Origin of the sequence: Epilithonimonas pallida (genome assembly GCF_900182975.1) — a bacterium.
In the GTDB taxonomy this organism is placed as follows: Bacteria; Bacteroidota; Bacteroidia; order Flavobacteriales; family Weeksellaceae; genus Epilithonimonas; species Epilithonimonas pallida.
Genome location: NZ_FXUO01000002.1, coordinates 554,923 through 579,250, shown reverse-complemented (window position 1 = coordinate 579,250; position 24,328 = coordinate 554,923). Strand labels below are relative to the sequence as shown.

Genomic DNA, 24,328 nt, shown 5'->3' with positions numbered 1-24,328 from the left:
AATGCTAAAATAATAAAAATATGAATCAGATTGCCATTAATACTTCGCAAAATGTGAATGTTAATTTCACATTGGCCGGTGTTGGAGAAAGGATCTTAGCTTTTTTTATTGATTTGCTGATCAAGGGACTTTATGTATTTATTATATTTTGGCTGATTCGTAATCTTTTTGATTTCGCAGGTTTTGTTAATGGTATGGATGGATGGTCTATCGGCGCCATCATATTTATTATCACATTACCGGTTCACATTTATACTTTAGTTTTAGAAAGCATAATGGAAGGTCAAACCGTCGGAAAAAAATTAATGAAGATCAAGGTGGTGAAGATTGATGGTTATCAGGCTGGCTTTGGTGATTACCTGATGAGATGGATTTTTCGGTTAGTTGACATCTATACCAATTCCGGAATTGTTGCCATCTTAAGTATGATTATTTCTAAAAATCATCAGCGTCTTGGCGATATCGCAACAGGAACGGCAGTTATTTCTCTTAAAAACAATGTGAATATTTCGCACACTATTCTGGAGCAATTGAAAGAAGATTATGTCCCGACTTTCCCACAGGTTATTTTGTTAAGTGATAATGATGTAAGAATCATCAAAGAAAATTTCCAAAAAGCAGTCAGGGCAGATGACCGTCAAATAATTAATCGATTAACCCTTAAAATTGTAGAAATCCTCAAACTAGATCCAGATTCTATCAAGCTTACCCAAAGGCAATTCATCAGCATTGTCATCAAAGATTACAATTTCTATACAGGGAAAGATTTTTAGTAGATTTTGAATCCAATAACTATATTTGCAGTAATAACCAACTTAAATTGAATCACGTGAAGAAATATCTTTTTCTCATTTTTTGCTTATGTTCCGGCTTTCATTTTTCCCAGACTAAAGAACAGACTGAAGCTGCACAACTAAATCAACAGGCGGAATTTCCAGGTGGTGAAAAAGCTTTCCGAGATGAGTTCATGAAAATGGTTCATGCTTATTTTGATATAACAGCTTACGCCGTCAACGGAAAATTTTCATTTATCATAACTATTGACGAAAAAGGAAAACCGAGTGATCTGCAAATCTACCCGAAAGTAAAATACGACGAAGAATTTCGTCAGGATATGACTTTCGCAATGAAGCGAATCAAGAAAAAATGGAAACCAGCAATGAAAGATGGTGTTCCTATCAGTTCCAACCGGATTATCGAAATCAACTTTTCATCTGACCATGCAGATCATGGGGAATAAAACCATTAACATGAAAAATTTAATATTTATACTAATCAGTATCTCTCTGTATTCACAAAATAATATTTTACAAAACTTCCCTTCTAATCAAATACCATATAAAGATGGTTATGTCGGATTTTATAAGGATTTTCACGATATTGTTATTGAGAAAAATATGCAGCCATGCCAAAATCCACAAGAAATGTACCAATTTAATGTACTCATAACTCAGGATTCTGAAATAAAATTTATTAAAGATTTTGGGGGGAAGCAGATAGCAGAGAACAAATGTGCTTATGACTTAGCAAGAACTGTTGCTAAATATCAAAAAGGATGGATTGCTGCTTAAGTCAACGGAACTAAGCAAAGTGCAATCGCTACATTTATTATTTATCCTGATGATATATTCAATAGATATTCTACAGGATATTTACCCTCAATTACGTATCCGATTTATAATGGGTATAAAGAAAATACTATGACACACTTTTGGAAAGAACTCAGAAATAATTTAGAGCTAAAAAGATTTAATTGGAATAATATTTTTACTGTAGACACAGAATTCACTATCACTAAAGAAGGTAGATTAGAAGAGCCTTTACTTACAAAACCTACTGGCCTAGCTGAATTTGACAGGATGGTAATCTACGGGTTAAAAAGGATGAAAAAAAAATGGGAATCAGCAAAAGTAAATGGTTTACCCGTAAATTACAGAGTAAAGTTTACATTTAGCGGTGTGACAGATATAGTAGATTAGAATAAAACAAATATACTATTAATCATATTTAATCTCTGCCATTTTGTCACAATATTTTGTATCTTTGCAAATTAAATTAACTCAGAAGTTGTTCTGAAAATTAAGTTTACAAAAGTGCAGGAAAAATATATAGACGAAACGAAACAAGGAGAGGCATTTGCCATTGCAGAAAAACCCGAAAACAGCAAAAAATTGTTTTTGGAAAGTTATGGTTGTCAGATGAACTTTTCCGATTCCGAAATCGTTGCATCCATTCTTAACGAACAGGGCTATAATACGACGTTGAAACAGGAAGAAGCTGATTTGATTTTGCTTAACACTTGTTCCATCCGTGAAAAAGCAGAGCAAACAGTTCGTATGCGTTTGTCTCAGTTCAAAAATCTTAAAAAAGAAAAACCAAATCTTACCGTTGGTGTTCTTGGCTGTATGGCTGAACGTCTTAAAACCAAATTCCTGGAAGAGGAACAATTGGTTGATTTGGTTGTTGGTCCGGATGCTTACAGAGATCTTCCAAATCTCCTTAAAGAAACCGAAGACGGCAGAGACGCCATCAACGTTATTCTCTCAAAAGAAGAAACTTATGCTGACATCAATCCGGTTCGTTTAGGCGGAAATGGCGTTACAGCTTTCGTAACGATCACAAGAGGCTGTGATAACATGTGTACTTTTTGCGTGGTTCCTTTTACAAGAGGCCGTGAAAGAAGTCGCGATCCGCATTCTATTATTGATGAATGTAAAGATCTTTGGAATAACGGTTATAAAGAAATCACATTACTTGGACAGAATGTTGACTCTTACCTTTGGTATGGCGGCGGCCCGAAAAAGGATTTTGCCAAAGCTTCAGAAATGCAAAAAGCAACCGCTGTTGACTTTGCGCAATTACTAGAGCTAGTTGCCAATGCAGTTCCGGAAATGAGAATCAGATTCTCAACTTCCAATCCTCAAGATATGAACATCAATGTTTTTGAGGTGATGGCAAAACACAAGAATATCTGCAAATATGTTCACTTGCCTGTTCAAAGCGGAAGCGACAGAATTCTTCAATTAATGAATCGTCAGCACACGCGCCAGGAATATCTGGATCTGATTAAAAAAGCTAAAGAAATTGTTCCGGACATTTCTTTTTCACAAGATATGATCATCGGATTCTGTACAGAAACGGAAGAAGATCACCAGGATACGCTTTCATTGATGAGAGAAGTGGAATATGACTACGGCTATATGTTTGCTTATTCCGAAAGACCGGGAACGCCTGCTCACAAAAAAATGGAAGACGACATACCTGCAGATGTCAAACAAAGACGTCTGGCAGAAGTCATTGCTTTACAAGGTGAACTATCCAGAAAAAGAATGGCTTCTTATGTCGGCAGAGTTCACGAAATACTAATTGAAGGGGTTTCCAAAAAGAATAAAAACCAATGGAAAGGCAGAAATTCTCAAAATGCTGTTTGCGTTTTCGATATGCTGGAAGGACAAAAAATTGGTGACATTGTTTCCGTTTTCGTTCATGGAAACACACAAGGAACGCTTTTGGGGGAAACGGTTTAATCATTCATAACCTAGAATTTTTAAACTCAAATTTCAAAAACATCAATTAAACAATGGCAGACTTACAATCTATAAAAAACCGCTTCGGAATCATCGGGAACTTTCCTGCGCTTAACCGTGCTCTGGAAAAAGCTATTCAGGTAGCGCCAACCGATATTTCCGTTCTTGTAATTGGAGAAAGTGGTGTCGGGAAAGAATTCATCCCGAAAATCATTCATTCAGAATCAAGAAGAAAACATCAGCCTTATATTGTTGTCAACTGTGGTGCAATCCCGGAAGGAACCATTGACTCCGAGTTATTTGGTCACGAAAAAGGAGCATTTACAGGCGCAACTTCTACCAGAAAAGGTTATTTTGAAGTCGCTGACGGCGGAACGATTTTCCTTGATGAAGTCGGAGAATTGCCTTTGCAGACTCAGGTTCGGCTTTTGAGAGTTTTGGAAAGCGGCGAATTTATGAAAGTTGGTTCTTCGCAGGTTCAGAAAACCAATGTAAGAATCGTAGCGGCTACCAACGTTAATATGATGAAAGCCATTCAGGATGGGCGTTTTCGTGAAGATCTGTATTACCGTTTAAACACGGTACAAATTGATATGCCTGCTTTGCGAGAAAGAAAAGGCGACATCCATTTGTTATTCAGAAAGTTTGCGATTGATTTTGCTGAGAAATACAGAATGCCTGAGCTGAGACTGACTGATGATGCGGTTTCTTATCTGGAAAATTATTCATTCCCCGGAAATGTTCGTCAGTTGAGAAATCTCGTAGAACAAATGACTGTTGTTGAGCAGAATCGTGAAATCAATTCTGTGAAATTAGCAGAATATATCCCGATGAACGCCAACTTACCTGCTGTTGTCCAGAAAAATTCCGGCGGAAACTCCGGGTCAGACTTCAGTTCTGAAAGAGAGATTATGTATAAGATCCTTTTCGATATGAGAAGCGATATTAATGATTTAAAATCCTTAACTTCGGAACTAATTAAAAACAGAGGAAACAGCGATCTGAGTTCTCAGGAAAAAAATCTGATCAACAGAATCTACACACCGGAAACTCAAACGGCTAATCCTAATTCTTTGTTATACTTCGAAAATAATAACCAGAATGAAGTTCATCATCCGACAATCATTTCGGACAACGATGATCATCATTACAATGATGTAGAAGATATCGAAATTGAAGAAGCTAAACCAGAATCCTTGTCACTTCAGAACAACGAAAAAGATTTGATTATCAAGGCTCTGGAAAAGCATAAAGGCAGAAGAAACAGGGCTGCGGATGAGCTGGGAATTTCGCAAAGAACACTTTACAGAAAAATTAAACAATATAATCTTGAGGATTAAAAAGACTCAGAAAAATGATTCCAATATATCATCGTAATTTATTATTAAGGGCATTCAAAACTTGTATACTGTTATTTGTCTCGTCTTTCTTGATTTCCTGTTACAGTTTCTCAGGTTCTTCTTTGCGGGAAGATATGAAGACGATAAAAATCAATCCGTTTCCAAATAACGCTGCGAACAACTTGCCAAGTCTGAGCCAAGATTTTACGGTGGCTTTACAGAACCGTTTTCTACAAAGATCAGGCTTGAAAGGCGCAATAGAAAATCCGGATCTTTTGATAGAAGGAGAAATTACGGATTACAACATTACACCTACGAGTGTTGGAGCTTCCACAACCACGACAACAGGAAATATCATCCAGGCACAGCAAAATAAACTGACCATTACGATAAAAGTTCACTACGAGAATATTAAAGATCCGACTTTAAATTTTGACCGAACTTACAGTGATGAAGCAGTTTTCAACAGTGATCTCGACCTGAATGCAATTGAAACGGCACAGGTTAAAATTGTAAATGAAAGAATCATCAACAAGATTTTCAATGATATTGTAGCCAACTGGTAAAATATGAATACAAGAGTTTTAGAATTAATCAAAAATCCGAAAATAATTACCGAAAACGACCTCCGGATTTTGGAATCGGAGTCGGCAAAAATGCCTTATGCACAAAGTTTAAGAGCGCTTTACCTCTACGGAATCAATCTTTATCAATCAGAAAATTATAAAGAAAATCTTTCTAAAACCGCTGCTTACACAACTGATAAAAAAATACTTTATCACTTCATTAATTCGGAAAAGAATTCGAAAAAAGAGGAAATTCCAGCTCTAATTACTCCAGAAGAAAGCACTGAAAATCCAACAGTTAATAATACGATCCCGGAAGAAATAAAACCCGCAGAACCTGAATTAATTGCTGAAATTGAAAATGAGGAAAAGCCAGTCCTGAACAAATTCGATGTTGAAAAAATCATTGAAGTTGAAGAAAATAAGCAGAGTCCGGAATTTGTAGTAGTTGACGGCGAAAAGAATCGTCTTCTGTATGAAGGTGAAGAAAATTTTCTGGAAGAAAAAGCGCCAGAAGTCGATCTTGATGCAAGCAAGGAGTCGGGTCAATTAATTCTTAAGCAAGAAATTAAGGACATCAACGCTCAGATCGAAGTTGATGAAAACCGGTCAGAAGAATCGATTACTGTACAAGAAGAACCAATTGTTGAAGAAATCAAAACACAACAATCTGATGAGGAAGCTGAGTTGGAAACTTCTAATGATATCAGTTTTGGCGGCATTCAGGATTTTCTTCCAGATATCAAATTCTCGGTCCCGAAAAATCATTTGGATTATCTCAATCCCCCTAAAAAAGAGAAAAAAGAAGAGAAACCGTTTGAAGTAAAAATCAATTCTGAATCTGAAAAGAAGAAAGTTTTCGTTGATAAAATTCCGGAAAAAGAATTAGAAATTGATGATGCTAATGGAATCAGTTTTGAAAACACTCAGGCTTTTGAAATCGAAGCAAATAAAAATCAAAACATTGAGTCTGAAATTTTAGAAAAAACTCAGGAAATCAGTTTCGAAAACACACCAACTTTTGAGACAGAAGAAGCTAAAATTGAAGAAACGGAGCAACCTGAACCGGAAATAATTTCTCAAACTCAAAAAGTTAAAATTGAGGAAACAATTGAAGAACCTGTTTCTGAATGGAAACCGATGCAATTTTCCAATAATATTCCGGATGCTTTAATCGGAAAAACGAAAGAAAGAGAAATCCCGAAAATTATAGAAAAGACCGAAGTTACTGTATCAATTGAAGAGATAAAACCTCAAATTGTATCAAAGCCAATTGTTGAAGAAGAAACAGAATCAATCGTAGAACATAAAAACGAAACAGATTCGGAAAGACCTGTTTTCAATGTTTCATTTTTTGGAAACGAAGTTTCTAAAATCGAAGAGAAAAAAGAAGCTCCGGCAATAGAGGAAAAAACCGAGCAAACCACATCAAAAGAAAGTAATGTGGGAACTTTCATCAACACCTGGCAAAGCTGGCTGAAAATCGAAAGACCTGCTGAAGACACTTCAAAAGTAAAAGAAAAAATCATTGATAATTTCATCGAGAATAATCCTAAGATCTCTCAGTTAAAAGAAGAAAGCAACTATGTTGTAAAAGAGAAAAAAGACGATATTTCTCACCTGATGACAGAGACTTTGGCGAAGTTATACACAGAACAAAAACTGTATTCCAAAGCCATAAAAGCTTACGAAACACTTTCTGAGAAACATCCCGACAAGAAAAATTATTTCGAAGAAAAAATTGAAGAGATTAAAGAAATTAGAAAATCTTAAAACAAAAAGTCCCAAATTTGGGACTTTTTTATTTCAATTCGATTGGATTATTTCTGCTTTTGATTTCAGCTTCCATTTGTTTTTGTCTTTCCTGCTGCTGCTTCGGGTCAAAAGAAGGTCCACCGCCACCGCCAGCCGGCCCTCTTCCACCTCCGCCTTGGGCATTAAAAAAGCTCACAGGATCTTTCTGGAATTTTTTCTCCATATCCGCATACTTATTTTTCGGAATGTTAATAAACTGACCTCTGGTTTGTGGCTGCTGAACTTCCGCAATTTTTTTAGTCTGCATCAAGTCAAAGGAATAATCACCTTTTGCATCCTGAACTTTTACGATCAGACCTGGTAATCCGGAAAATTTATACGGTCCATCCTGCAAAGGAACTTGTTGAGTAAACCAGGCATACCAAGTCCTTCCTCCGAATTTAGTCTCGGCTTTTTGGGTTTGATAATCTCCGATTTTCACCGTTTCCGGCAAGATTTTCCAGTCAAAAGCAGGCGATTCGTTATAAGAATATTGATCTCTTCCGATTCTTGATTTATAAACCAGACTTTGATTAGTCAGGTCCTTTTCAATCGTGAATTGCATATTACTCCGCAAATTCTGCATCTGGGTTCTGTCAAAATTTTTGGTCGCTCTCATTCTTTCCATTAGAGAGTCTCTCTTCAAAGTGTTTTCTGCGTAGAAAAAAGATTTTTTACCGTCCGTATCCAGATAGGCCTGTTCGGTTTTCTTTTCTGTGTTGGTAGAATCCGGCGTTAATGTTACCTGATAAACAAAGCGTGTGCTTTGCTGGGCCATCAGCATTGGCATTGCTAAAACACTTAGTATTTTTAATAATTTCATATCTTATTTATTACTTAATTCTATTGGGTTTGTATTTCCAAAACTCATCATATTACCATTTCCTGTAGAATTTCTTGGCATATTTCCCATTTGCATATCGGGAGTTCGCATTTCTCCATTAGGCATTCCCCCATTCATCCCCTGTCCCGGTTGGCCGCCGAATCTGCCGTTCATTTCATTTCTTTGATGCATTCCTCTTCCACCACCAGGATTGAAATTATCCAAATCAATTTCAGAATCTTTATTCTTTGCCATTTCCATTTTTACAGAAGCTTTATCACCTTGAAAATTAATTCTTGTCGATTTTCTCGCATCCGGTTTTATATCTTCAGTAAAAGAATTTGGAATTGATAATTTTTTGACGAAATTAAATTTGTAATCGCCTTTATCATCTTCCAATTTCAAAATAAGGCCTGGCAATCCTGATAATTTGTAAGGTCCGTCAGAGATTTTGATTTCCGGCGCAAACCAAGCTGTCCAGATTCTTCCTCCAAAATTGATCGTTGCCTTCTGAACTTTGTAACCATTATAATCCGAGGTTTGCGGAGAAATATTCCAATTCAATTTCCTGTCTTCCTGATAATACACCTGCTTAGAACCAATATTTTCAACAAAATTTATCGTTTTATCAGCGTAATCTTTTGTAATAAAGTATTCAAAAAAAGTCGGCTGAATTGATTTTCCATTTGCTAGTTTTGGAAATTCCGGTTTATCCTTTTTTGATTTTTTGATTTCCGGCTTTTCCTGCTGCCTCAAAACTGTTTTCAAAGAATCCCGCAACAATTTGCTTTCACTAATGAATAATGATCGATTATTTCTCACATCAAGAAAAGTGGTTTCAACCTTCATATCGACAAGATTGATCGTATCCGGATTCACTTCCGTACGATAAACATATCTTTCGGTCTGACTCATCATTTTTCCCAAAAAGGAAAACAGCATCATCAAAATAAAAATCTTCTTCATAAACTAATGGTTTGATTAACAAATCTCAGCAAAGTTAATTATAAGAACAATCAGAATTAATAATTGTTTCTTTTTTGACAACGATTTAACATTAACAAACTGTAATTCATTATAAAACGAAATGATAAAGTCTATTTAAAAATCGTTAAAATAGATGCCGTCGATTTGAGATTGCGGAAATTAGTTCGTACTTTTGTAGACTAAAATCAGTCTAAATAAAAACAATGATACAAGTAAGCGATCAGGCAAAATCAAAAGCAGCTCAGTTGATGACTGAAGAAGGCTTCAACCCTGAGACTGACTATATAAGAGTGGGCGTAAAAAGTGGCGGTTGTTCCGGGCTGGAGTACGTTCTGAAGTTTGATAATGTAAAAGGCGAAACCGACCAGATTTTTGAAGACAATGGTGTAAAGATCGTTGTTGACAAAAAGTCAATCCTTTATCTTGCAGGAACCACGCTGGAATATTCCGGAGGATTGAACGGGAAAGGTTTTGTTTTTAATAATCCGAATGCAGCAAGAACTTGCGGCTGCGGAGAATCTTTTAGTTTATAAAATATGTCTAAATACACCGAAGACGACCTGAGAGTCGATCTCGAAAATCAAAAATACGAGTTTGGATTCGAAACGGATATCGAATATGAAGATTTCCCGATAGGTCTGAATGAAGATATCATCCGTGCGATTTCTGCTAAAAAAGAAGAACCGGAATGGATGACCGACTGGCGTTTGGAATCTTTCCGAATCTGGCAAAAAATGGAAGAGCCGAATTGGGCCAACATCAAATATCAAAAACCTGATTTCCAAGCTATCCGATATTATGCTGCGCCAAAGGCAAAACCAGAATTGGCAAGTCTTGATGAAGTGGATCCGGAATTACTGAAAACTTTCGCAAAATTGGGAATCAATATCGAGGAACAAAAAAGATTAGCGAATGTTGCGGTTGATATTGTTGTAGATTCAGTGTCTGTAAAAACAACGTTTCAGGAAACTTTGAAGGAGAAAGGTATTATCTTTTGTTCTATTTCCGAAGCTATCAAAGAACATCCGGAATTGGTAAAACAATACATCGGGAAAGTCGTTCCAAGAGGCGATAATTTCTACGCCGCTTTGAACTCCGCAGTTTTCTCTGACGGAAGTTTCTGCTACATTCCAAAAGGTGTAAGATGTCCAATGGAACTGTCAACTTATTTCCGTATCAATCAGTCTGGAACAGGACAATTCGAAAGAACTTTGGTCATTGCTGACGAAGGAAGTTATGTTTCATATCTTGAAGGTTGTACAGCGCCATCGAGAGACGAGAATCAGCTACACGCTGCTGTTGTTGAATTGATTGCTCTTGACAATGCTGAAATTAAATATTCTACCGTTCAAAACTGGTATCCCGGAGATGAAGATGGAAAAGGAGGTGTTTTCAATTTCGTGACGAAAAGAGGACTTTGTGAGAGAAATGCAAAAATCTCCTGGACTCAGGTTGAAACAGGTTCTGCTGTAACCTGGAAATATCCGAGCTGTATTTTGAAAGGTGATAATTCGGTTGGTGAATTTTATTCCATTGCGGTTACCAATATGCATCAATATGCAGATACAGGAACGAAGATGATTCATATTGGAAAGAATACCAAATCAACCATTATTTCCAAAGGTATCTCCGCAGGGAAATCCAATAACTCTTATCGTGGATTGGTAAAAGTAATGCCGACCGCAAAAGGAGCGAGAAACTTTTCTCAATGTGATTCTTTGCTAATGGGTAATGAATGTGGTGCACACACTTTCCCTTACATAGAAATCAAAGACCCGACTGCACAACTGGAACACGAGGCAACGACTTCGAAAATCGGAGAAGACCAGATTTTCTATTGCAACCAAAGGGGAATCGACACAGAAAGAGCAATTGCATTGATTGTGAATGGATTCAGTAAAGAAGTTTTGAATAAACTTCCTATGGAATTTGCCATTGAAGCTCAGAAGTTGTTGGAGATTTCTCTGGAAGGTTCAGTTGGATAGATTTTTATCGCAAGGTTAAACAACTTTGATTGTTTGAAAAAATTTTAAAGAAATACAAAGCCGCTAAAGCTTAGGAAAGTAATACAAGTTTTAAATTTCTACAATTAACTTGTTTATCTTTGCGAAAAATGACACAAATGACAGAGAATGAAATTTCAAAGATTGTCTTTGAAAGTGGGTTAAAGATTCATAGAAAATTGGGCATAGGCTTATATGAAAGTATTTACGAAGAATGTCTTTTCTATGAATTGAAAAAAGCAGAAGTAAAAGTCGAAAGACAAAAACCTCTGAATATCCAATATGAAGAATTATTGCTGGAAAATGCTTTTAGAATGGATTTATTAATTGAAAACAAGGTTGTTTTAGAAATTAAATCTGTTGAAAGTTTAAATAATTTTCACGCATCACAATTAAAAAATTATTTAAGACTAGGAAATTATAAGTTAGGAATGCTTATTAATTTTAATTCTCAACTATTTAAAAATGGTGTAATGAGAATTGCAAATGGTCTTGATTATAATACAAAATAAGAAACAATAGTATTTCATTGATAAGCGTTAGCGCCTTTGTTTCACTTAAAAAAGCAAAGGAAGATAAAAAAATCTTTGTCTAGCCTTGCGATAAATTTAAAAGTATGTTAGAGATAAAAAACTTACACGCCAAAATTGAAGACGGCGACAAAGAAATTTTAAAAGGAATCAATCTTGAAATAAAACCGGGCGAAGTTCACGCGATTATGGGACCGAACGGAGCTGGAAAATCGACTCTTTCTTCTGTGATTGCAGGAAAAGAAGATTATGAAGTAACGGATGGCGAAATTCTTTTCGAAGGAGAAGAAATCGGCGAAGATGCACCCGAGGAAAGAGCACACAAAGGAATTTTCCTTTCTTTTCAGTATCCTGTGGAAATACCTGGCGTTACTGTTACTAATTTTATCAAAGCAGCTCTTAATGAGACAAGAAAAGCAAACGGTTTGGAAGAAATGGGCGCTAAAGAAATGCTTGGTTTGATTCGTGAAAACTCTGAGAAATTAGGAATCAGAAAAGATTTTCTTTCCCGTTCTTTGAACGAAGGTTTCTCCGGAGGTGAAAAGAAAAGAAACGAGATTTTCCAAATGATGATGCTGAACCCGAAACTGGCAATTCTTGACGAAACCGATTCAGGATTGGATATCGATGCTTTGAGAATCGTTGCAGATGGTGTAAACCAATTCAAAAATGAGGGCAATGCTGTTTTATTAATCACGCATTATCAAAGATTGTTGAATTACATTCAGCCAGATTTCGTTCACGTTTTGGCGGATGGAAAAATCATAAAAACAGGCGATAAATCTTTAGCACTTGAATTGGAAGAAAAAGGTTACGATTGGCTTTTGAACTAATTTGAATATTAAATATAATTGTCATTTTGAATGCAGTGCAACGGAATGAAGAATCTAGATTCCTCGTTCTTCGGAATGACAAAAACCACTCAACCGATGCAAAATCAAACCATTACAATGGCTTTATTTGAACAAACAATAAATCAACATTCAGATTTTTTGGAATCGCTTCGTCATACTTTTTTGAATGAAGAGAGAAAAAACGCTCTTCAGAAATTTGAAGCAAAAGGTTTTCCGACCAAAAAAGATGAAGAATACAAATACACGAATCTGAAGGAAATCACGGAGAAAGATTACAATTTTTTCCCTTCAGAAGCGCATCACATTACCAAAGATCAATTGGACGAATTGCATTTGGGAGAAGAACATTTTGACTGGATTGTCTTCATCAACGGAAAACTTCACAAAGAATATTCTAATATCTCTATTGAAAATGCAGAATTCCTGACGCTGAATGAAGCTCTTAATGACTCAGCAAAAAGAGAAACGTTCAATCAATATTTCAATACGATTGCGAGCAAAGAATTAGCATTTACAAACTTGAATCTGGCTTATTTCAATGAAGGATTTTTCCTGAAAGTTCCGAAGAACATCGTAATCGAAAAACCGATTCACGTTTTTTATATCTCTGACAGTCAGGAAGAAAATACATTCTACAACACAAGAAATCTTCTGATTGTAGAAGCCGGCGCAAAAGTAGAAGTGATTGAAAGCCATCATAATTTTGATGAATCTTTTGTTTTCACAAACTCTGTGACGGAGATTTTCACTTACCAAAATGCAAAAGCAGATTGGCACAAATTACAGAACGACAGCGATACTTCTTACCTTGTAGACCACACATTTGCGAAGCAGGAAAGAGACAGCTTAACGACCGTGAACACCTTCTCTTTCGGAGGAAAATTGGTTCGTAACAATCTGGATTTCATCCACAATGGAGAAAATATCAATTCGTTTATGAACGGCATCACAATTATCGGGAAAGACCAATTGGTAGACCACCACACTGCCGTTCATCATAACACACCAAATTGTGAATCTTACCAAAATTATAAAGGAATTTTCAAGGACAAATCGCACGGTGTTTTCAACGGAAAAGTGTTTGTGAACAAGATTGCTCAGAAAACCAACGCTTATCAGCAGAACAACAACATTTTGCTGGATGAAGGCGCAACGATTGATACAAAACCTCAGCTGGAGATCTTCGCAGACGATGTCAAATGTTCGCACGGCTGTACCGTTGGACAGTTGAACGAAGATGCGATGTTCTATCTCAGAGCGCGCGGAATTTCCAAGAAAGAAGCGAGAGCATTGCTGCTTTATGCATTTGCCAACGATGCGATGCAGAATATTGACATTGAGCCACTCAAAGTCAAAGTCTCCAAACTTCTGGCAGAAAAACTGGAAGTTCAAATGGAATTTTAAATATATTAAATCGCATCTCTCAGGTGCGATTTTTTATGGGCGGACATTTCGCGCTATCCACTCCTACTCCTCACTCGGCGGCTCCACTGCGTTCCGCCGCCTCGCTGCGGGGTAACCGTTACTATCGCGGCCGCAGATTCAACTTCTTTTGAAATATTTATCACTAAATTGTAAATTTGAACTCTTATAAAAACTTATTTAGCACAAATGAACTACGAACAATTACAATTCAACCTCAACGCTTACAAAGAAACCGGCGAAATACTAGATGCTGCAAGATTCCTAATCCACGAATTCGAATTGCATGATGATAATTTTTTAGGATTTGGTTTTAGGGAAGAATTAGAAAAGCATTCGATATTGTTGACTGCTAATGGGGAAATCGGGGATATGCAGGAAGTGATGATTCCAAAAAACTTATTCGATTTTGATTTGACTTTGGTTCTTAATCTATTGGCTCACGAGATGCTGCACGTTCGTCAAAAATCACCGAAAATGATGATCATGGACAAAAACGAACGCGAATGGCAGGCTTACTACGAAATGTTATTTCACATCAATTTTCCGCAGATTCCGGAGCTTTCCGATTATTACAAAAACTTCTTTGGTGAAAAAGCTTTGATCTATTATGGAAGAATGGGCGAAGGAAGTGAACTTCAATCAAAATATTTGGAGCAAAAACTTGAAGTTGAAAAGCTTTTGCAAGACATTAAAAATAAAACCAATCAACGATGACAAAACCTGAAATATCCTGGAGTGATTTTGAGAAAATTGACATCAGAGTCGGAACCATTATTTCTGTGAATGATTTTGAAAAAGCCAGAAATCCTTCCTATCAATTGGAAATCGATTTTGGAGATTTGGGAATCAAAAAATCTTCTGCACAAATCACCGCTTTAAATCAAAAAGATGATCTGATTGGAAAACAAATTCTCGCTGTGGTTAATTTCCCAAAGAAACAAATCGCCAACTTTTTTAGCGAATGTCTTGTTCTGGGAGTTTATGGCGACAATAAAAGTGAAGTGACTTTGTTGAGTCCAAGTTTACCCGTGAAAAATGGACTGGAAGTTGGATAAAATTTATTTGATATAAGTTTTTACCTCATCAAGAATACTGAAAATCAATTCCATTGGTAAATCATCATCCATATTAACAAGCAAGATTTTAAACTTTTTTCTGCCTTCGGATAAAAGCTCGGGATAATCTAATCTATCACCGTGATAAAAACTTAAGTAATATTTCTGATGCTGTTTGCTGTAATAGAAATAGCAGAGCATTTTCTTTTTATATTTCAAAAAAGGAAGTCCAAAACTGAAAGTCTCGGTAATCAGTTCATCTGAATTGAGAATTTTTTCCCGGATAAACAAAAGCGTACTTCTCGCAGGTTCATCAATCCGGTAAAAATATTCCTGAATTGGATTCATTTAATCAAAATTCTGAAGCTCAACGAGCTTTCTATAAGTGCCGTCTTTTTCCATCAATTCTTGGTGAGAACCTTGCTCTATGATATCGCCTTTTTCCATCACAACAATATGATCCGCTTTCTGAATTGTTGATAATCTGTGCGCAATTACCAAAGATGTTCTGTTCTCCATCATTTTTTCCAATGCATCCTGAACATATCTTTCAGATTCTGTATCCAATGCAGAAGTTGCTTCGTCCAGAATCATAATTGGTGGATTTTTGAGAACCGCTCTCGCAATAGAAACACGTTGTTTCTGTCCTCCCGAAAGCTTGTTTCCATCGTCTCCAATATTGGTATCATACCCTTCAGGAAGGCTTTCTATGAATTGATGGGCATTGGCTATTTTAGCAGCTTCGATGATTTCTTCTCTCGTTGCATTCTCTTTACCCATTGCAATGTTGTTGTAAACGGTATCATTGAAAAGAACGGATTCTTGTGTTACCATTCCCAAAAGAGAACGATAGTCCTTCAGGTTTAAGTTCTTAACATTTTCTCCGTCAATCTCAATACTTCCTTCGGTTACGTCATAGAAACGTGTCAGAAGATTGGCAATGGTTGTTTTTCCACTTCCGCTTTGCCCAACCAGTGCTACAGTTTTTCCTTTTTCAATTTTTAACTCAAAATTTTTAATGATCGTTCTATCCTGATTATAATAGAATCCAACATCTTTGAAATGAATATCAGACTTCAGATCGTGGATCGGAACTGGATTTGCGATTTCATCCACACGAACATCTGCATCCAGAATCTCCATAACTCTTACCAAAGAAGCTTCGGCTTTCTGAACATTTGAAATGGAAGAAGACAAACTCTTAATTGGAGGAAGAATCTGGAAAAATACCCCTAAGAAAACCAAGAAATCTTCCGGTCTGATACTTTGATTCACAATAATCTCTTTCCCTCCATACCAAGTGATTATCAGGAAAGTAACAGCTCCAAGAAACTCGCTCATCGGCGAAGCCAATTCCTTTTTACGACCAAGACTTACTGAGTTACTAATCCATTTTGACATAGAATTGGAAAACCTATTACTCAGTAATTTCTCTGCATTGAATATCTTGATAATTTTAGAAGACTTCAAAGTTTCATCAACAATAGAAAAAATATTTCCCAACTCGTGCTGAGCTTCGTGAGAATCTTTCTTAAGGCTTTTTCCAATTAATGAAATCATTGTTCCCATCACCGGCAAAACAATTAAACTGAATAAAGTCAATTGAGGACTGAGATAAAATAATGTGACCAATGTACTGATCAGCATAAACGGAGAATTGATAAGATCTACCAAACTTCCCAGGATATTACCTTCAACTTCTCCAACATCATTCGACATTCTCGACATCATATCACCTTTTCTCTGTTCTGTGAAAAACGAAACAGGCAAAGCCAAAACCTTATTATACATTGCGCTTCTCAAATCTTTGGTAACACCAACTCTGTAAAAAATCAAAAGATAAGCGCCAAAATACCGGAAGACATTCCTCAAGAAAAATGTAAATGCCGTAATGACACAAAGCCAGGCCAAAACTGTTAATGCTCCTTTTTGATTAACCTCTGACTGGATAAAATAATAAGAATATTCTTTAATATACCCGAAAAAATTAGTGATATCGCCGTCATAAACAGGTTTCACCAGGTTGGCATCCATTTTTACACTTCCGAACAACATTCCCAAAACCGGCAAAATAGTTCCTAATGATGCTATTTGGAATATTGAATACAGAATATTAAAAAATAAACTGGCGTAGATATATTTTTGATGCGGTCTGGCAAATTTTAGAATTCGTCGATATAAATTCATTGAAAAAAATTGAAATGCAAAAATACGTAAAATAAATAGCTTACTTTATCAGGACGTTAGAAATCGTATTTTACCTTATTGTTATACTTTGGCTGGAAATTTTTGGTATTGAATTTCTCAATGGTCTTTGCAAAGTTGTTGATAATATTTGTCAAATTATCGGCATCAACAATATTAATATCATCATTCACAGCGTGATAATGAAACGCTTTATTCATATCAACTGTTGAAATAGAATGCGCAATGATTTTCTTTTTCACAAAATTGACATTATCAGATCTATAGAATAATTGCTGCCCTTGATATGGATCGGGATAAACTTTCAATCCATTAACTGCATTAGCATTAATCAATTCATCGAAGTCAGAAAACTCATCGCCTGTCATAAATACAGCATTTTTCCCAAATTGAGATTCGGTCGCCAGCATTTCGAAATTGAAAAGTGCTTTGATATTATTGAAAACAGGATTAAGATTTTGATTTTCGGACAAAGCTTTTGAACCCACCAATCCGATTTCTTCCGCATTGAATGCCATAAAAACCATCGAGAAATCAGTTTTTTTATCTTTAAAATAATCCGCAAGACCAATTACCGTAGAAACGCCGCTTGCATCGTCATCTGCACCGTTATAGATGTTATCACCTTCTTTATTATTAGTTCCGATATGGTCAAAATGTGCAGAAAAAGCTAAACTCTGTTCTGATTTTCCTTTCTTGATGCCACAAACATTATAACCTTTTTGTCCTTTGTATTCGAAAGGAATTAAGTAAGAATCTCCGAAGCAGTAATCCAGGTTATTTTGTTTAAATTCTTTAGCAATATACTCCGCCGCTTTATCATTTTCAGGCGTTCCGAACTTTCTGCCTTTCATCTCATCGGAAGCTAAAGTTGAAACGACAGCCACAACTTTTTCTTTGGAAATATCCTGAGCAAAAGAAAATAAAGAATTTGCCGCTAAAACAAAAAAGATTACTTTTTTCATATGTAGATTTTGTTGATTAAAGAATTATAAGTAGATTTTTTATTCTATTTGTTACGATAATCAAGCATAAAGGTAATATCGCTTATAAATAAAGAAAATCTCAAATAAAATAAAAAAGATCAAAACACCTGCATAATAGATATTCTTTTTAGATTTAATAAAAACCAAAGCCAAGCTCAACGGAATATGTGTTATTACCCGAATACCATACAGCGGCATCAATGATTCCAGATAATCTTTGCCTTTGTAAAGCGTATCGACCAGATCCAGGCAAAACATCACGGCGAGAAATCCGAAAAGCCACTTTCTGCGAGAGAAAAAGTAAGTTTTGTAATCGTTGTTATGGTCTTTCAAATCGGCAGGATAGAGCAGTGTACACAATACAAAAAATAAAATAATATAACCAATAATGAAAATGTACTGAGTAAAAGTCCATGATGTAATAGCACGCAATCGGTATTCCCACCACCAAAAATGAATCATCAAAATAAAAATATAAAGTACAAATAGCAGGTGGATCCAGAATGGCTTGTTCCTGCCCGGATGTTGTATAAATTTGACACTGCCATTCAGCAAAGTTCCAATTCCTAAACTTAGGATAATACTGATGATTGTTTTTAAGTGATTGAATGTGTCCACGTTATAAGCTTTTAACAAATCTATTAAAATAAAAAACAGCCTCCAAAAAGGAAGCTGTTCTCACTCAAAAAAATCGTCGTAAGTCTAACGAAGTCTGTCTACAGATTTTACGAGCCTCTCATCTTTCTTGATGTAAACATTTGCCAAAAGCAAACATACTACCGAGATTAACGGGAAAATCGGCTCAATACCCTTCTCAGGAATTTGCATTCCTCCGGATAAGTTTAATAGCCAGTAAGCCAAAAGACCAATCAACAAAGCGTTTATAAAAATGCTGATACTGTTCAGCAAGATTTGTCTTTTACGGTTTTTGAAACTAAAAATACTCAGCACTCCGAATAATATTAAAATCACTGTGGAAGCATTAATTGTCAGATATTTGCCAAGGATATCAAAATCCTGCGCGGTGATGTTCAGGAAAACACTTCCTAAAACGGCTAAAAATATCCAGACTGTCTGTATTCTTTGTAACATCTTTGTTATAAATTCTTTATAAAAAAGCTTAAAATCGTCTGCAAAAATAAAATAATTTTTGCGTAATTCAAAAATTAATGTAGATTTGCACTATAATCACCTATTTAGAAATGGTAACCTCCTGGTTTTCATTCTTACATACACAAATAAAAAAATTACCCTTTACGTATTTATATGTTTAACATTGAAACGCTACGGTCAAAATCCGATGAGGAATTGGCTCAACTTTCTAAAGATTTAGGCGTTAAATTGGCAAAGAAAAGCTCTCCGGAAGATACAGTTTTTGCAATTCTGGATTATCAGGCTTCTAATCCAAAAATCATTAAAGATTATTTAAACGCCACTCAAAAGAATATGACGAAAAAAACAGAAGAGAATTCTACTGAAAAAGCTTCTCCTGCCAAAAAAAGAGGCAGAAAACCTGCAGAAAAACCGCAGGAACAGATTGAAGTGTCTCCAGTTGCAGAAGCACCTGTAAAAGAAGAAACACCAGCTGAAGAAAAAAAGACACAAAGTCCTCCCAAGAAAAAGCCAAGAGCAAGAATCAATCAAAACCAGTCAGAGGAAACAACAGCTTCTGAAACCGCTCCTAAAGCTGAAGAAGTAACAGAGGAAGTCAAAGCACAACAGCAGCAACCTCAACAACAAAACAATCAGCAGCAAAAGGCAAATCACAACAAAGGCCAGCAAAAAACACAAAGACCTCAGCAACAGCAGGCGAATCATCCTCAACAAAATAATTCGCAGCAAAATAATCAACCTACAGAAACGCAACAACCACAGGAAGCACCGAAAAAAGAATTCAACTTTGACGGAATTGTAACCATTGAAGGTGTTTTGGAAATTCTTCCTGATAATTACGGATTCCTTCGTTCTTCAGATTTTAGTTATATCTCTTCTCCGGACGACGTTTATGTTTCTACCAATCAAATCAGAAATTATGGTTTGAAAACGGGAGACACTGTAAAAGGGATCGTAAGATTGCCGAAAGAAGGTGAAAAATATTTCTCTCTTCAGAAACCCACAGAAGTTAACGGAAGAGATTTGGCTTTTATCAAGGACAGAGTTGCTTTTGAATATCTGACACCACTTTTCCCTCAGGAAAAATTCAATTTGGCTGGTAAAAACTCAACACTTTCTACAAGAATCGTTGACCTGTTTGCGCCAATCGGAAAAGGGCAAAGAGCAATGATTGTTGCACAACCTAAAACCGGTAAAACTATTTTACTAAAAGATATTGCTAATGCTATTTCTGCTAATCATCCGGAAGCTTATATGATGGTTCTTCTCATTGATGAAAGACCGGAAGAGGTGACGGATATGCAAAGAAGCGTGAATGCGGAAGTGATTGCTTCAACTTTTGATGAAGCAGCTGACAAACATGTAAAAGTAGCGAATCTGGTTTTATCAAAAGCACAAAGAATGGTAGAATGTGGTCACGATGTTGTGATTCTTTTGGATTCCATTACACGTCTGGCAAGAGCTTATAACACGGTAACGCCTGCTTCCGGGAAAATACTTTCTGGCGGTGTGGATGCAAATGCGCTTCACAGACCGAAACGTTTCTTTGGTGCAGCGAGAAAAATTGAAAATGGCGGTTCTTTAACCATTATCGCAACAGCTTTGATTGATACAGGTTCTAAAATGGATGAAGTGATCTTTGAAGAATTCAAAGGAACCGGAAATATGGAATTGCAATTGGATAGAAAAATCGCTAACAAGAGAATTTATCCGGCTGTAGATCTGGTTGCATCCAGTACAAGACGAGATGATCTTTTACAGGATGAGGCAACTCAGCAGCGTATGTGGATTATGAGAAAATATCTGGCTGATATGAATCCTCTGGAAGCTATGGAATTTGTTCAGAAACAAATGAAAGTGACCAGAAACAATGAAGAGTTTCTGATGTCTATGAACAAATAATCACAATATTTACAAAAAAGCTCGGCTCGCATATGCGAGCCGTAACTTTTTTACTACCAAGGTAATAAAATTTATTTTTTAAGCAACGAAAACATCTTCTACATCTGTTTTCCTGCTAAGAACTGCATGAGCATAAGAACAGTGCGCTTTGATAGACCATCCATTTTTTCTTGCAAAATCTACAGATTTCTCAACAAGCATTTTACCAAGACCTTTCCCTTCGAATTTTGGAAAAACCATCACATAGCTTACAATCAGTTTCTTGAGTTCAGGAACGATCGTGTAAGTCAGCCTGCCAATTTCTTCCTGTTGATTCTTCATTGAGATAAAACCGCCATTTCCAGACTTTTTATTTTCGAAGAGAAGCTCCATAAAATTTATTTTCAAAATTATTAGCTAAAATTATTCCAAAAAACCAGATTATTAGCAATGAATTACAAATTAAATTATAATTCTATCAAATAATCATCTCACCGGTGTCCTAAACTCTCCATAGCCAATCAATCCATCGAAATTTCTTCCAAAAGGTGTGTAGTATAAAAATGCCTGATAAAGATTCTCTGTCTGCCAAAAGTTTCCATTCACTTCACCATAATTTAGTTTGCCATCAGAATCTTTTGTAGCAATGATATAATTATAAAATCCTTGTTTCAGGTAGATTTTAGCGATATACTTCTGGGCTTTCTCATCATATTGCATTTGGCTAATTTTATCGGCTTTATAATCATTGAACATCCCAAGAACATAGAATTCTTTATCTGATTTTTGACTGTCTAGTGCAAAATAAACCCAGGAATAATCGCCCTCTCTGTCTGCGTTTCTTTCGATTCCAAGATCATTCCTTCGGAAATAGAAGGCTCCATTCACGTCCGGCTGATATTGGTAATCACCAGGATAAGCCCACACCGGATAGAGGTAAGTATAGTTTCTCCCATCAATGTTTTCTGTATTGGCGACCATGTCCATCGGCTGATTCATAATTTTGTTGTCAAAATAATAGAACTCATTATTTCCGGGAAAAGCTAAACTTAACTGCTGAAATAAAATCTGATTGCCGATCGTTGTACTTGGGCGGATATTATTGAGCGAAATTCCCCAGTTATTATTCTGAATCACACTCAAAGTCAAAGAAGAAAGATTATTGGTAATACCTGCGCCATTTCCGGTGCCTTGAATTTCAATCCTTTGTTTTGCAGCGGGATTTTTAGCATCAATAAATCTTGTTACATTAATCCCAAGATTAGCGCCGTCCTCATAGATTGAAAATCTTTTAGTAAAGAGAGGTTTTTCCTGAGAATCTTTATAAACAATGATTTCATAATTCCCGGAAATCTTTGGCTGAATTTTCTCATTAGGAAACACCAATTCGTAATGTGTGTATTTTTGATACGTGTTGAATGAATATTGAAAATTCTCAATCAAAGCGTTCATGCTTCCATTGGCATATTCGGTGAAAAACAAACCGTCTTCTTCCCAGTTTCTATTATAATGTTTATATGTGTAACGATATAATTGACTACTATTGGAAAGGTCATCGAACCTCAAAATCAACTGCTCATCCTTCCCAATCACAGGCGTTTCGTCATTGGTCTTAGGATTGAAAACCTGAATACTTCTGATCTCCTGAGCAAAAGAAATAATACTTAAAAAAACGAAAAGTAGTCTAGTTAGCTTCATCTGCTGATGTTGATTTTTATATTGGTGAGACGGAACGTTCAGAACATTTCTAGTTTTACCGAAAATTTGTCAAAAACGTTTTATAATGCTAAGTTAATGTTTTATATTTTTACATCTAAATTAAAAAGAATGTTGCACGTAAAATCCTTTGCATTTAATCCATTTTCTGAGAATACATACATCATTTATAACGATGAAAAGGAGGCTTTTCTTATAGACCCCGGAAATATGCCCGAAGCCGAGACCGAAACTTTGCATAATTTCATCAAAACCAATGAGCTTAGTATCAAAAATATTCTGCTGACGCACGCACACATCGACCATATTCTTGGTTTGCAATGGGCTTTTGACACGTTTGCCATTCCGGTTCTGATGCATTCTGATGAAAAGGAAATCCTTGACAGCGCTTCTTTCACAGCGAAGAATTACGGCTTTTTCTTTCCTGCATTCAAAGGAGAAATCCAATATATCAAAGAAGGCGATAAATTAAATTTAGGCACTGAAATCTTTAAAATTTATGATGTTCCGGGACATTCGCCGGGAAGCGTAGCTTTTTATAATGAAAATAACGGATTTGTGATTTCCGGCGATGCATTGTTTATGATGAGTATTGGAAGAACCGACCTTTACAAAGGTGATTACGAACAATTGATTTCAAGCATTAAAAATAAATTATTGACTTTGCCAGAAAATACAAAAGTCTACAGCGGACACGGAGAACCAACATCGATTGGTTTTGAAAAAGAGTATAATCCTTTTCTTAAATAAAATTGATTCGTAATGAAATACAAGATTTTATTTTTCTTTTTACTGATTTCTAACAGTATATTTTCTCAAAACGAAAAGCTGGATAAAACTAAGACTGAAAATATTCAAAAAGTAATTAAGTTATTTCAGACTAAAAATATTGACGGAATTACTAATATCGTTAATTATCCTCTAAGAAGAGAATATCCAATTCCTGATGTCAAAAACGAGGCTGAATTCAAGAAGAGATTTAATCAGATTTTTGATGCGAAAATCATTAATGAAATTTCAAATTCCAAAATTGAGCAATGGTCAGAAGTCGGCTGGCGAGGAATAATGCTTGATAATGGAGATTTGTGGATTGATACAGATGGAAGAATTATAGCACTGAATTATCAAAGTCCATTTGAAACAAATCAAAAAAACATCATTATCGTTAACGAAAAGAAAAATCTATTTTCCACTTTGAGACAATATAAATCGCCAGTTTATAAATTGACAACTAAAAGTTATTTGATTAGAATTGATGAACTGAGCAATGGAAAATACCGTTATGCTTCTTGGAAATCAGGCAAAAAAGAATCTACAAAACCCGATTTGATTTTGACTAATGGCGAAATCAGAATGGAAGGAAGCGGCGGTAATCATACCATCACTTTCAAAAAAGGCGAGTTCAGTTACATTATTTACAGAGGAATTATTGGCGAAAAAGATGCACCGGAAATCGATTTGACCGTTGAACAAAACAATAAAGTTATCCTACAACAAGACGGAAAATTAATACAATAAAAAAA

The 24,328-nt window shown here is 35.8% G+C and carries 27 protein-coding genes; 18 read left to right on the top strand and 9 right to left on the bottom strand.

From position 1 onward, the window contains the following. Positions 1-20 precede the first annotated feature (20 nt). The 8 genes from QOL71_RS05825 to QOL71_RS05790 all read left to right on the top strand — a co-directional run bounded on the left by QOL71_RS05825 (position 21) and on the right by QOL71_RS05790 (position 7,206). Positions 21-773, top strand: coding sequence for an RDD family protein (locus QOL71_RS05825; protein WP_120212241.1), 753 nt, complete (start codon positions 21-23; stop codon positions 771-773). Positions 774-829: 56 nt separating this feature from the next. After that, positions 830-1,240: an energy transducer TonB gene (locus QOL71_RS05820; protein WP_283416024.1), complete on the top strand. Its 411-nt coding sequence runs from the start codon at positions 830-832 to the stop codon at positions 1,238-1,240. A 10-nt stretch (positions 1,241-1,250) separates the two neighbouring features. After that, positions 1,251-1,571, top strand: coding sequence for a hypothetical protein (locus QOL71_RS05815; protein ID WP_283416023.1), 321 nt, complete (start codon positions 1,251-1,253; stop codon positions 1,569-1,571). Positions 1,572-1,700: 129 nt separating this feature from the next. Further along, positions 1,701-1,979 carry an energy transducer TonB gene (locus QOL71_RS05810; RefSeq protein WP_283416022.1) on the top strand — a complete coding sequence of 93 codons (279 nt, stop codon included), beginning with the start codon at positions 1,701-1,703 and terminating at the stop codon, positions 1,977-1,979. Positions 1,980-2,093: 114 nt separating this feature from the next. Continuing rightward, entirely contained in the window at positions 2,094-3,527 is a 1,434-nt protein-coding gene (gene miaB, locus QOL71_RS05805) for a tRNA (N6-isopentenyl adenosine(37)-C2)-methylthiotransferase MiaB (RefSeq protein ID WP_283416021.1), read from the top strand. Positions 3,528-3,580: 53 nt separating this feature from the next. Then, the gene (locus QOL71_RS05800; protein ID WP_120212238.1) at positions 3,581-4,867 is read left to right on the top strand and encodes a sigma-54 interaction domain-containing protein; all 1,287 of its coding nucleotides are present in this window, start codon (positions 3,581-3,583) and stop codon (positions 4,865-4,867) included. A 14-nt stretch (positions 4,868-4,881) separates the two neighbouring features. Continuing rightward, the gene (lptE, locus tag QOL71_RS05795) at positions 4,882-5,433 is read left to right on the top strand and encodes an LPS assembly lipoprotein LptE (RefSeq protein WP_283416020.1); all 552 of its coding nucleotides are present in this window, start codon (positions 4,882-4,884) and stop codon (positions 5,431-5,433) included. Positions 5,434-5,436: 3 nt separating this feature from the next. Next, entirely contained in the window at positions 5,437-7,206 is a 1,770-nt protein-coding gene (locus tag QOL71_RS05790) for a hypothetical protein (protein ID WP_283416019.1), read from the top strand. 28 nt (positions 7,207-7,234) lie between these two features. Here QOL71_RS05790 and QOL71_RS05785 read toward each other — a convergent pair whose 3' ends face one another. After that, on the bottom strand, positions 7,235-8,050 hold the full coding sequence (locus tag QOL71_RS05785; protein WP_283416018.1) for a GLPGLI family protein: 816 nt from the start codon (positions 8,048-8,050) through the stop codon (positions 7,235-7,237). Positions 8,051-8,053: 3 nt separating this feature from the next. Beyond that, positions 8,054-9,016 carry a GLPGLI family protein gene (locus QOL71_RS05780; RefSeq protein ID WP_283416017.1) on the bottom strand — a complete coding sequence of 321 codons (963 nt, stop codon included), beginning with the start codon at positions 9,014-9,016 and terminating at the stop codon, positions 8,054-8,056. A 224-nt stretch (positions 9,017-9,240) separates the two neighbouring features. Here QOL71_RS05780 and QOL71_RS05775 point away from each other — a divergent pair, with 224 nt between their 5' ends. The 7 genes from QOL71_RS05775 to QOL71_RS05745 all read left to right on the top strand — a co-directional run bounded on the left by QOL71_RS05775 (position 9,241) and on the right by QOL71_RS05745 (position 14,904). Further along, the gene (locus QOL71_RS05775) at positions 9,241-9,570 is read left to right on the top strand and encodes a HesB/IscA family protein (RefSeq protein ID WP_120212233.1); all 330 of its coding nucleotides are present in this window, start codon (positions 9,241-9,243) and stop codon (positions 9,568-9,570) included. A gap of 3 nt (positions 9,571-9,573) precedes the next feature. Further along, positions 9,574-11,022, top strand: coding sequence for a Fe-S cluster assembly protein SufB (gene sufB, locus QOL71_RS05770; protein WP_283416016.1), 1,449 nt, complete (start codon positions 9,574-9,576; stop codon positions 11,020-11,022). Positions 11,023-11,159: 137 nt separating this feature from the next. Then, complete coding sequence (locus QOL71_RS05765; protein WP_283416015.1) at positions 11,160-11,552, top strand: GxxExxY protein; 393 nt, start codon at positions 11,160-11,162, stop codon at positions 11,550-11,552. Positions 11,553-11,656: 104 nt separating this feature from the next. Then, positions 11,657-12,403 (top strand): Fe-S cluster assembly ATPase SufC, encoded by a 747-nt coding sequence (gene sufC, locus QOL71_RS05760; protein ID WP_283416014.1) that lies wholly within the window; start codon positions 11,657-11,659, stop codon positions 12,401-12,403. Between the two features lie 117 nt (positions 12,404-12,520). Continuing rightward, entirely contained in the window at positions 12,521-13,828 is a 1,308-nt protein-coding gene (gene sufD / locus QOL71_RS05755) for a Fe-S cluster assembly protein SufD (protein ID WP_283416066.1), read from the top strand. Positions 13,829-14,035: 207 nt separating this feature from the next. Further along, positions 14,036-14,563 carry a hypothetical protein gene (locus QOL71_RS05750; protein WP_283416013.1) on the top strand — a complete coding sequence of 176 codons (528 nt, stop codon included), beginning with the start codon at positions 14,036-14,038 and terminating at the stop codon, positions 14,561-14,563. After that, positions 14,560-14,904, top strand: a complete 345-nt coding sequence (locus tag QOL71_RS05745) for a tRNA-binding protein (RefSeq protein WP_283416012.1) — start codon at positions 14,560-14,562, stop codon at positions 14,902-14,904. The genes QOL71_RS05750 and QOL71_RS05745 overlap by 4 nt, the downstream gene beginning before the upstream one ends. Positions 14,905-14,907: 3 nt before the next feature. Here QOL71_RS05745 and QOL71_RS05740 read toward each other — a convergent pair whose 3' ends face one another. The 5 genes from QOL71_RS05740 to QOL71_RS05720 all read right to left on the bottom strand — a co-directional run bounded on the left by QOL71_RS05740 (position 14,908) and on the right by QOL71_RS05720 (position 19,187). After that, entirely contained in the window at positions 14,908-15,252 is a 345-nt protein-coding gene (locus tag QOL71_RS05740; RefSeq protein WP_283416011.1) for a DUF1801 domain-containing protein, read from the bottom strand. Continuing rightward, positions 15,253-17,091 (bottom strand): ABC transporter ATP-binding protein, encoded by a 1,839-nt coding sequence (locus QOL71_RS05735; protein ID WP_283416010.1) that lies wholly within the window; start codon positions 17,089-17,091, stop codon positions 15,253-15,255. A gap of 56 nt (positions 17,092-17,147) precedes the next feature. Beyond that, positions 17,148-18,074 carry a M28 family peptidase gene (locus QOL71_RS05730; protein WP_283416009.1) on the bottom strand — a complete coding sequence of 309 codons (927 nt, stop codon included), beginning with the start codon at positions 18,072-18,074 and terminating at the stop codon, positions 17,148-17,150. Between the two features lie 60 nt (positions 18,075-18,134). Continuing rightward, positions 18,135-18,713 (bottom strand): hypothetical protein, encoded by a 579-nt coding sequence (locus tag QOL71_RS05725; protein WP_283416008.1) that lies wholly within the window; start codon positions 18,711-18,713, stop codon positions 18,135-18,137. Positions 18,714-18,797: 84 nt separating this feature from the next. Next, entirely contained in the window at positions 18,798-19,187 is a 390-nt protein-coding gene (locus tag QOL71_RS05720) for a DUF4293 family protein (protein ID WP_283416007.1), read from the bottom strand. Between the two features lie 174 nt (positions 19,188-19,361). On the opposite strand from QOL71_RS05720, the gene rho reads away from it, so the two are divergent. Continuing rightward, entirely contained in the window at positions 19,362-21,110 is a 1,749-nt protein-coding gene (gene rho / locus QOL71_RS05715) for a transcription termination factor Rho (protein ID WP_283416006.1), read from the top strand. 78 nt (positions 21,111-21,188) lie between these two features. Here the strand turns inward: rho and QOL71_RS05710 are convergent, their stop codons facing one another. Together QOL71_RS05710 and QOL71_RS05705 are read right to left on the bottom strand one after the other, a co-directional pair. After that, a complete protein-coding gene (locus QOL71_RS05710) occupies positions 21,189-21,482 on the bottom strand; it encodes a GNAT family N-acetyltransferase (protein ID WP_283416005.1) in 294 nt (97 codons plus the stop codon). A gap of 93 nt (positions 21,483-21,575) precedes the next feature. Then, positions 21,576-22,787, bottom strand: a complete 1,212-nt coding sequence (locus tag QOL71_RS05705) for a type IX secretion system plug protein (RefSeq protein WP_283416004.1) — start codon at positions 22,785-22,787, stop codon at positions 21,576-21,578. Between the two features lie 129 nt (positions 22,788-22,916). Here QOL71_RS05705 and QOL71_RS05700 point away from each other — a divergent pair, with 129 nt between their 5' ends. Both QOL71_RS05700 and QOL71_RS05695 read left to right on the top strand, forming a co-directional pair. Then, entirely contained in the window at positions 22,917-23,555 is a 639-nt protein-coding gene (locus tag QOL71_RS05700; RefSeq protein ID WP_283416003.1) for an MBL fold metallo-hydrolase, read from the top strand. Positions 23,556-23,567: 12 nt separating this feature from the next. Continuing rightward, entirely contained in the window at positions 23,568-24,323 is a 756-nt protein-coding gene (locus QOL71_RS05695; RefSeq protein WP_283416002.1) for a hypothetical protein, read from the top strand. Positions 24,324-24,328: the final 5 nt, after the last annotated feature.

Bases quoted from the DNA above. Each gene is read 5' to 3' on its own strand.
- QOL71_RS05825 (WP_120212241.1), top strand. From the start codon at position 21: ATGAATCAGATTGCCATTAATACTTCGCAAAATGTGAATGTTAATTTC.
- QOL71_RS05815 (WP_283416023.1), top strand. From the start codon at position 1,251: ATGAAAAATTTAATATTTATACTAATCAGTATCTCTCTGTATTCACAA.
- QOL71_RS05810 (WP_283416022.1), top strand. From the start codon at position 1,701: ATGACACACTTTTGGAAAGAACTCAGAAATAATTTAGAGCTAAAAAGA.
- QOL71_RS05800 (WP_120212238.1), top strand. From the start codon at position 3,581: ATGGCAGACTTACAATCTATAAAAAACCGCTTCGGAATCATCGGGAAC.
- lptE (WP_283416020.1), top strand. From the start codon at position 4,882: ATGATTCCAATATATCATCGTAATTTATTATTAAGGGCATTCAAAACT.
- QOL71_RS05790 (WP_283416019.1), top strand. From the start codon at position 5,437: ATGAATACAAGAGTTTTAGAATTAATCAAAAATCCGAAAATAATTACC.
- QOL71_RS05785 (WP_283416018.1), bottom strand. From the start codon at position 8,050: ATGAAATTATTAAAAATACTAAGTGTTTTAGCAATGCCAATGCTGATG.
- QOL71_RS05780 (WP_283416017.1), bottom strand. From the start codon at position 9,016: ATGAAGAAGATTTTTATTTTGATGATGCTGTTTTCCTTTTTGGGAAAA.
- QOL71_RS05775 (WP_120212233.1), top strand. From the start codon at position 9,241: ATGATACAAGTAAGCGATCAGGCAAAATCAAAAGCAGCTCAGTTGATG.
- sufB (WP_283416016.1), top strand. From the start codon at position 9,574: ATGTCTAAATACACCGAAGACGACCTGAGAGTCGATCTCGAAAATCAA.
- QOL71_RS05765 (WP_283416015.1), top strand. From the start codon at position 11,160: ATGACAGAGAATGAAATTTCAAAGATTGTCTTTGAAAGTGGGTTAAAG.
- sufC (WP_283416014.1), top strand. From the start codon at position 11,657: ATGTTAGAGATAAAAAACTTACACGCCAAAATTGAAGACGGCGACAAA.
- sufD (WP_283416066.1), top strand. From the start codon at position 12,521: ATGGCTTTATTTGAACAAACAATAAATCAACATTCAGATTTTTTGGAA.
- QOL71_RS05750 (WP_283416013.1), top strand. From the start codon at position 14,036: ATGAACTACGAACAATTACAATTCAACCTCAACGCTTACAAAGAAACC.
- QOL71_RS05745 (WP_283416012.1), top strand. From the start codon at position 14,560: ATGACAAAACCTGAAATATCCTGGAGTGATTTTGAGAAAATTGACATC.
- QOL71_RS05740 (WP_283416011.1), bottom strand. From the start codon at position 15,252: ATGAATCCAATTCAGGAATATTTTTACCGGATTGATGAACCTGCGAGA.
- QOL71_RS05735 (WP_283416010.1), bottom strand. From the start codon at position 17,091: ATGAATTTATATCGACGAATTCTAAAATTTGCCAGACCGCATCAAAAA.
- QOL71_RS05730 (WP_283416009.1), bottom strand. From the start codon at position 18,074: ATGAAAAAAGTAATCTTTTTTGTTTTAGCGGCAAATTCTTTATTTTCT.
- QOL71_RS05720 (WP_283416007.1), bottom strand. From the start codon at position 19,187: ATGTTACAAAGAATACAGACAGTCTGGATATTTTTAGCCGTTTTAGGA.
- rho (WP_283416006.1), top strand. From the start codon at position 19,362: ATGTTTAACATTGAAACGCTACGGTCAAAATCCGATGAGGAATTGGCT.
- QOL71_RS05710 (WP_283416005.1), bottom strand. From the start codon at position 21,482: ATGGAGCTTCTCTTCGAAAATAAAAAGTCTGGAAATGGCGGTTTTATC.
- QOL71_RS05705 (WP_283416004.1), bottom strand. From the start codon at position 22,787: ATGAAGCTAACTAGACTACTTTTCGTTTTTTTAAGTATTATTTCTTTT.
- QOL71_RS05700 (WP_283416003.1), top strand. From the start codon at position 22,917: ATGTTGCACGTAAAATCCTTTGCATTTAATCCATTTTCTGAGAATACA.
- QOL71_RS05695 (WP_283416002.1), top strand. From the start codon at position 23,568: ATGAAATACAAGATTTTATTTTTCTTTTTACTGATTTCTAACAGTATA.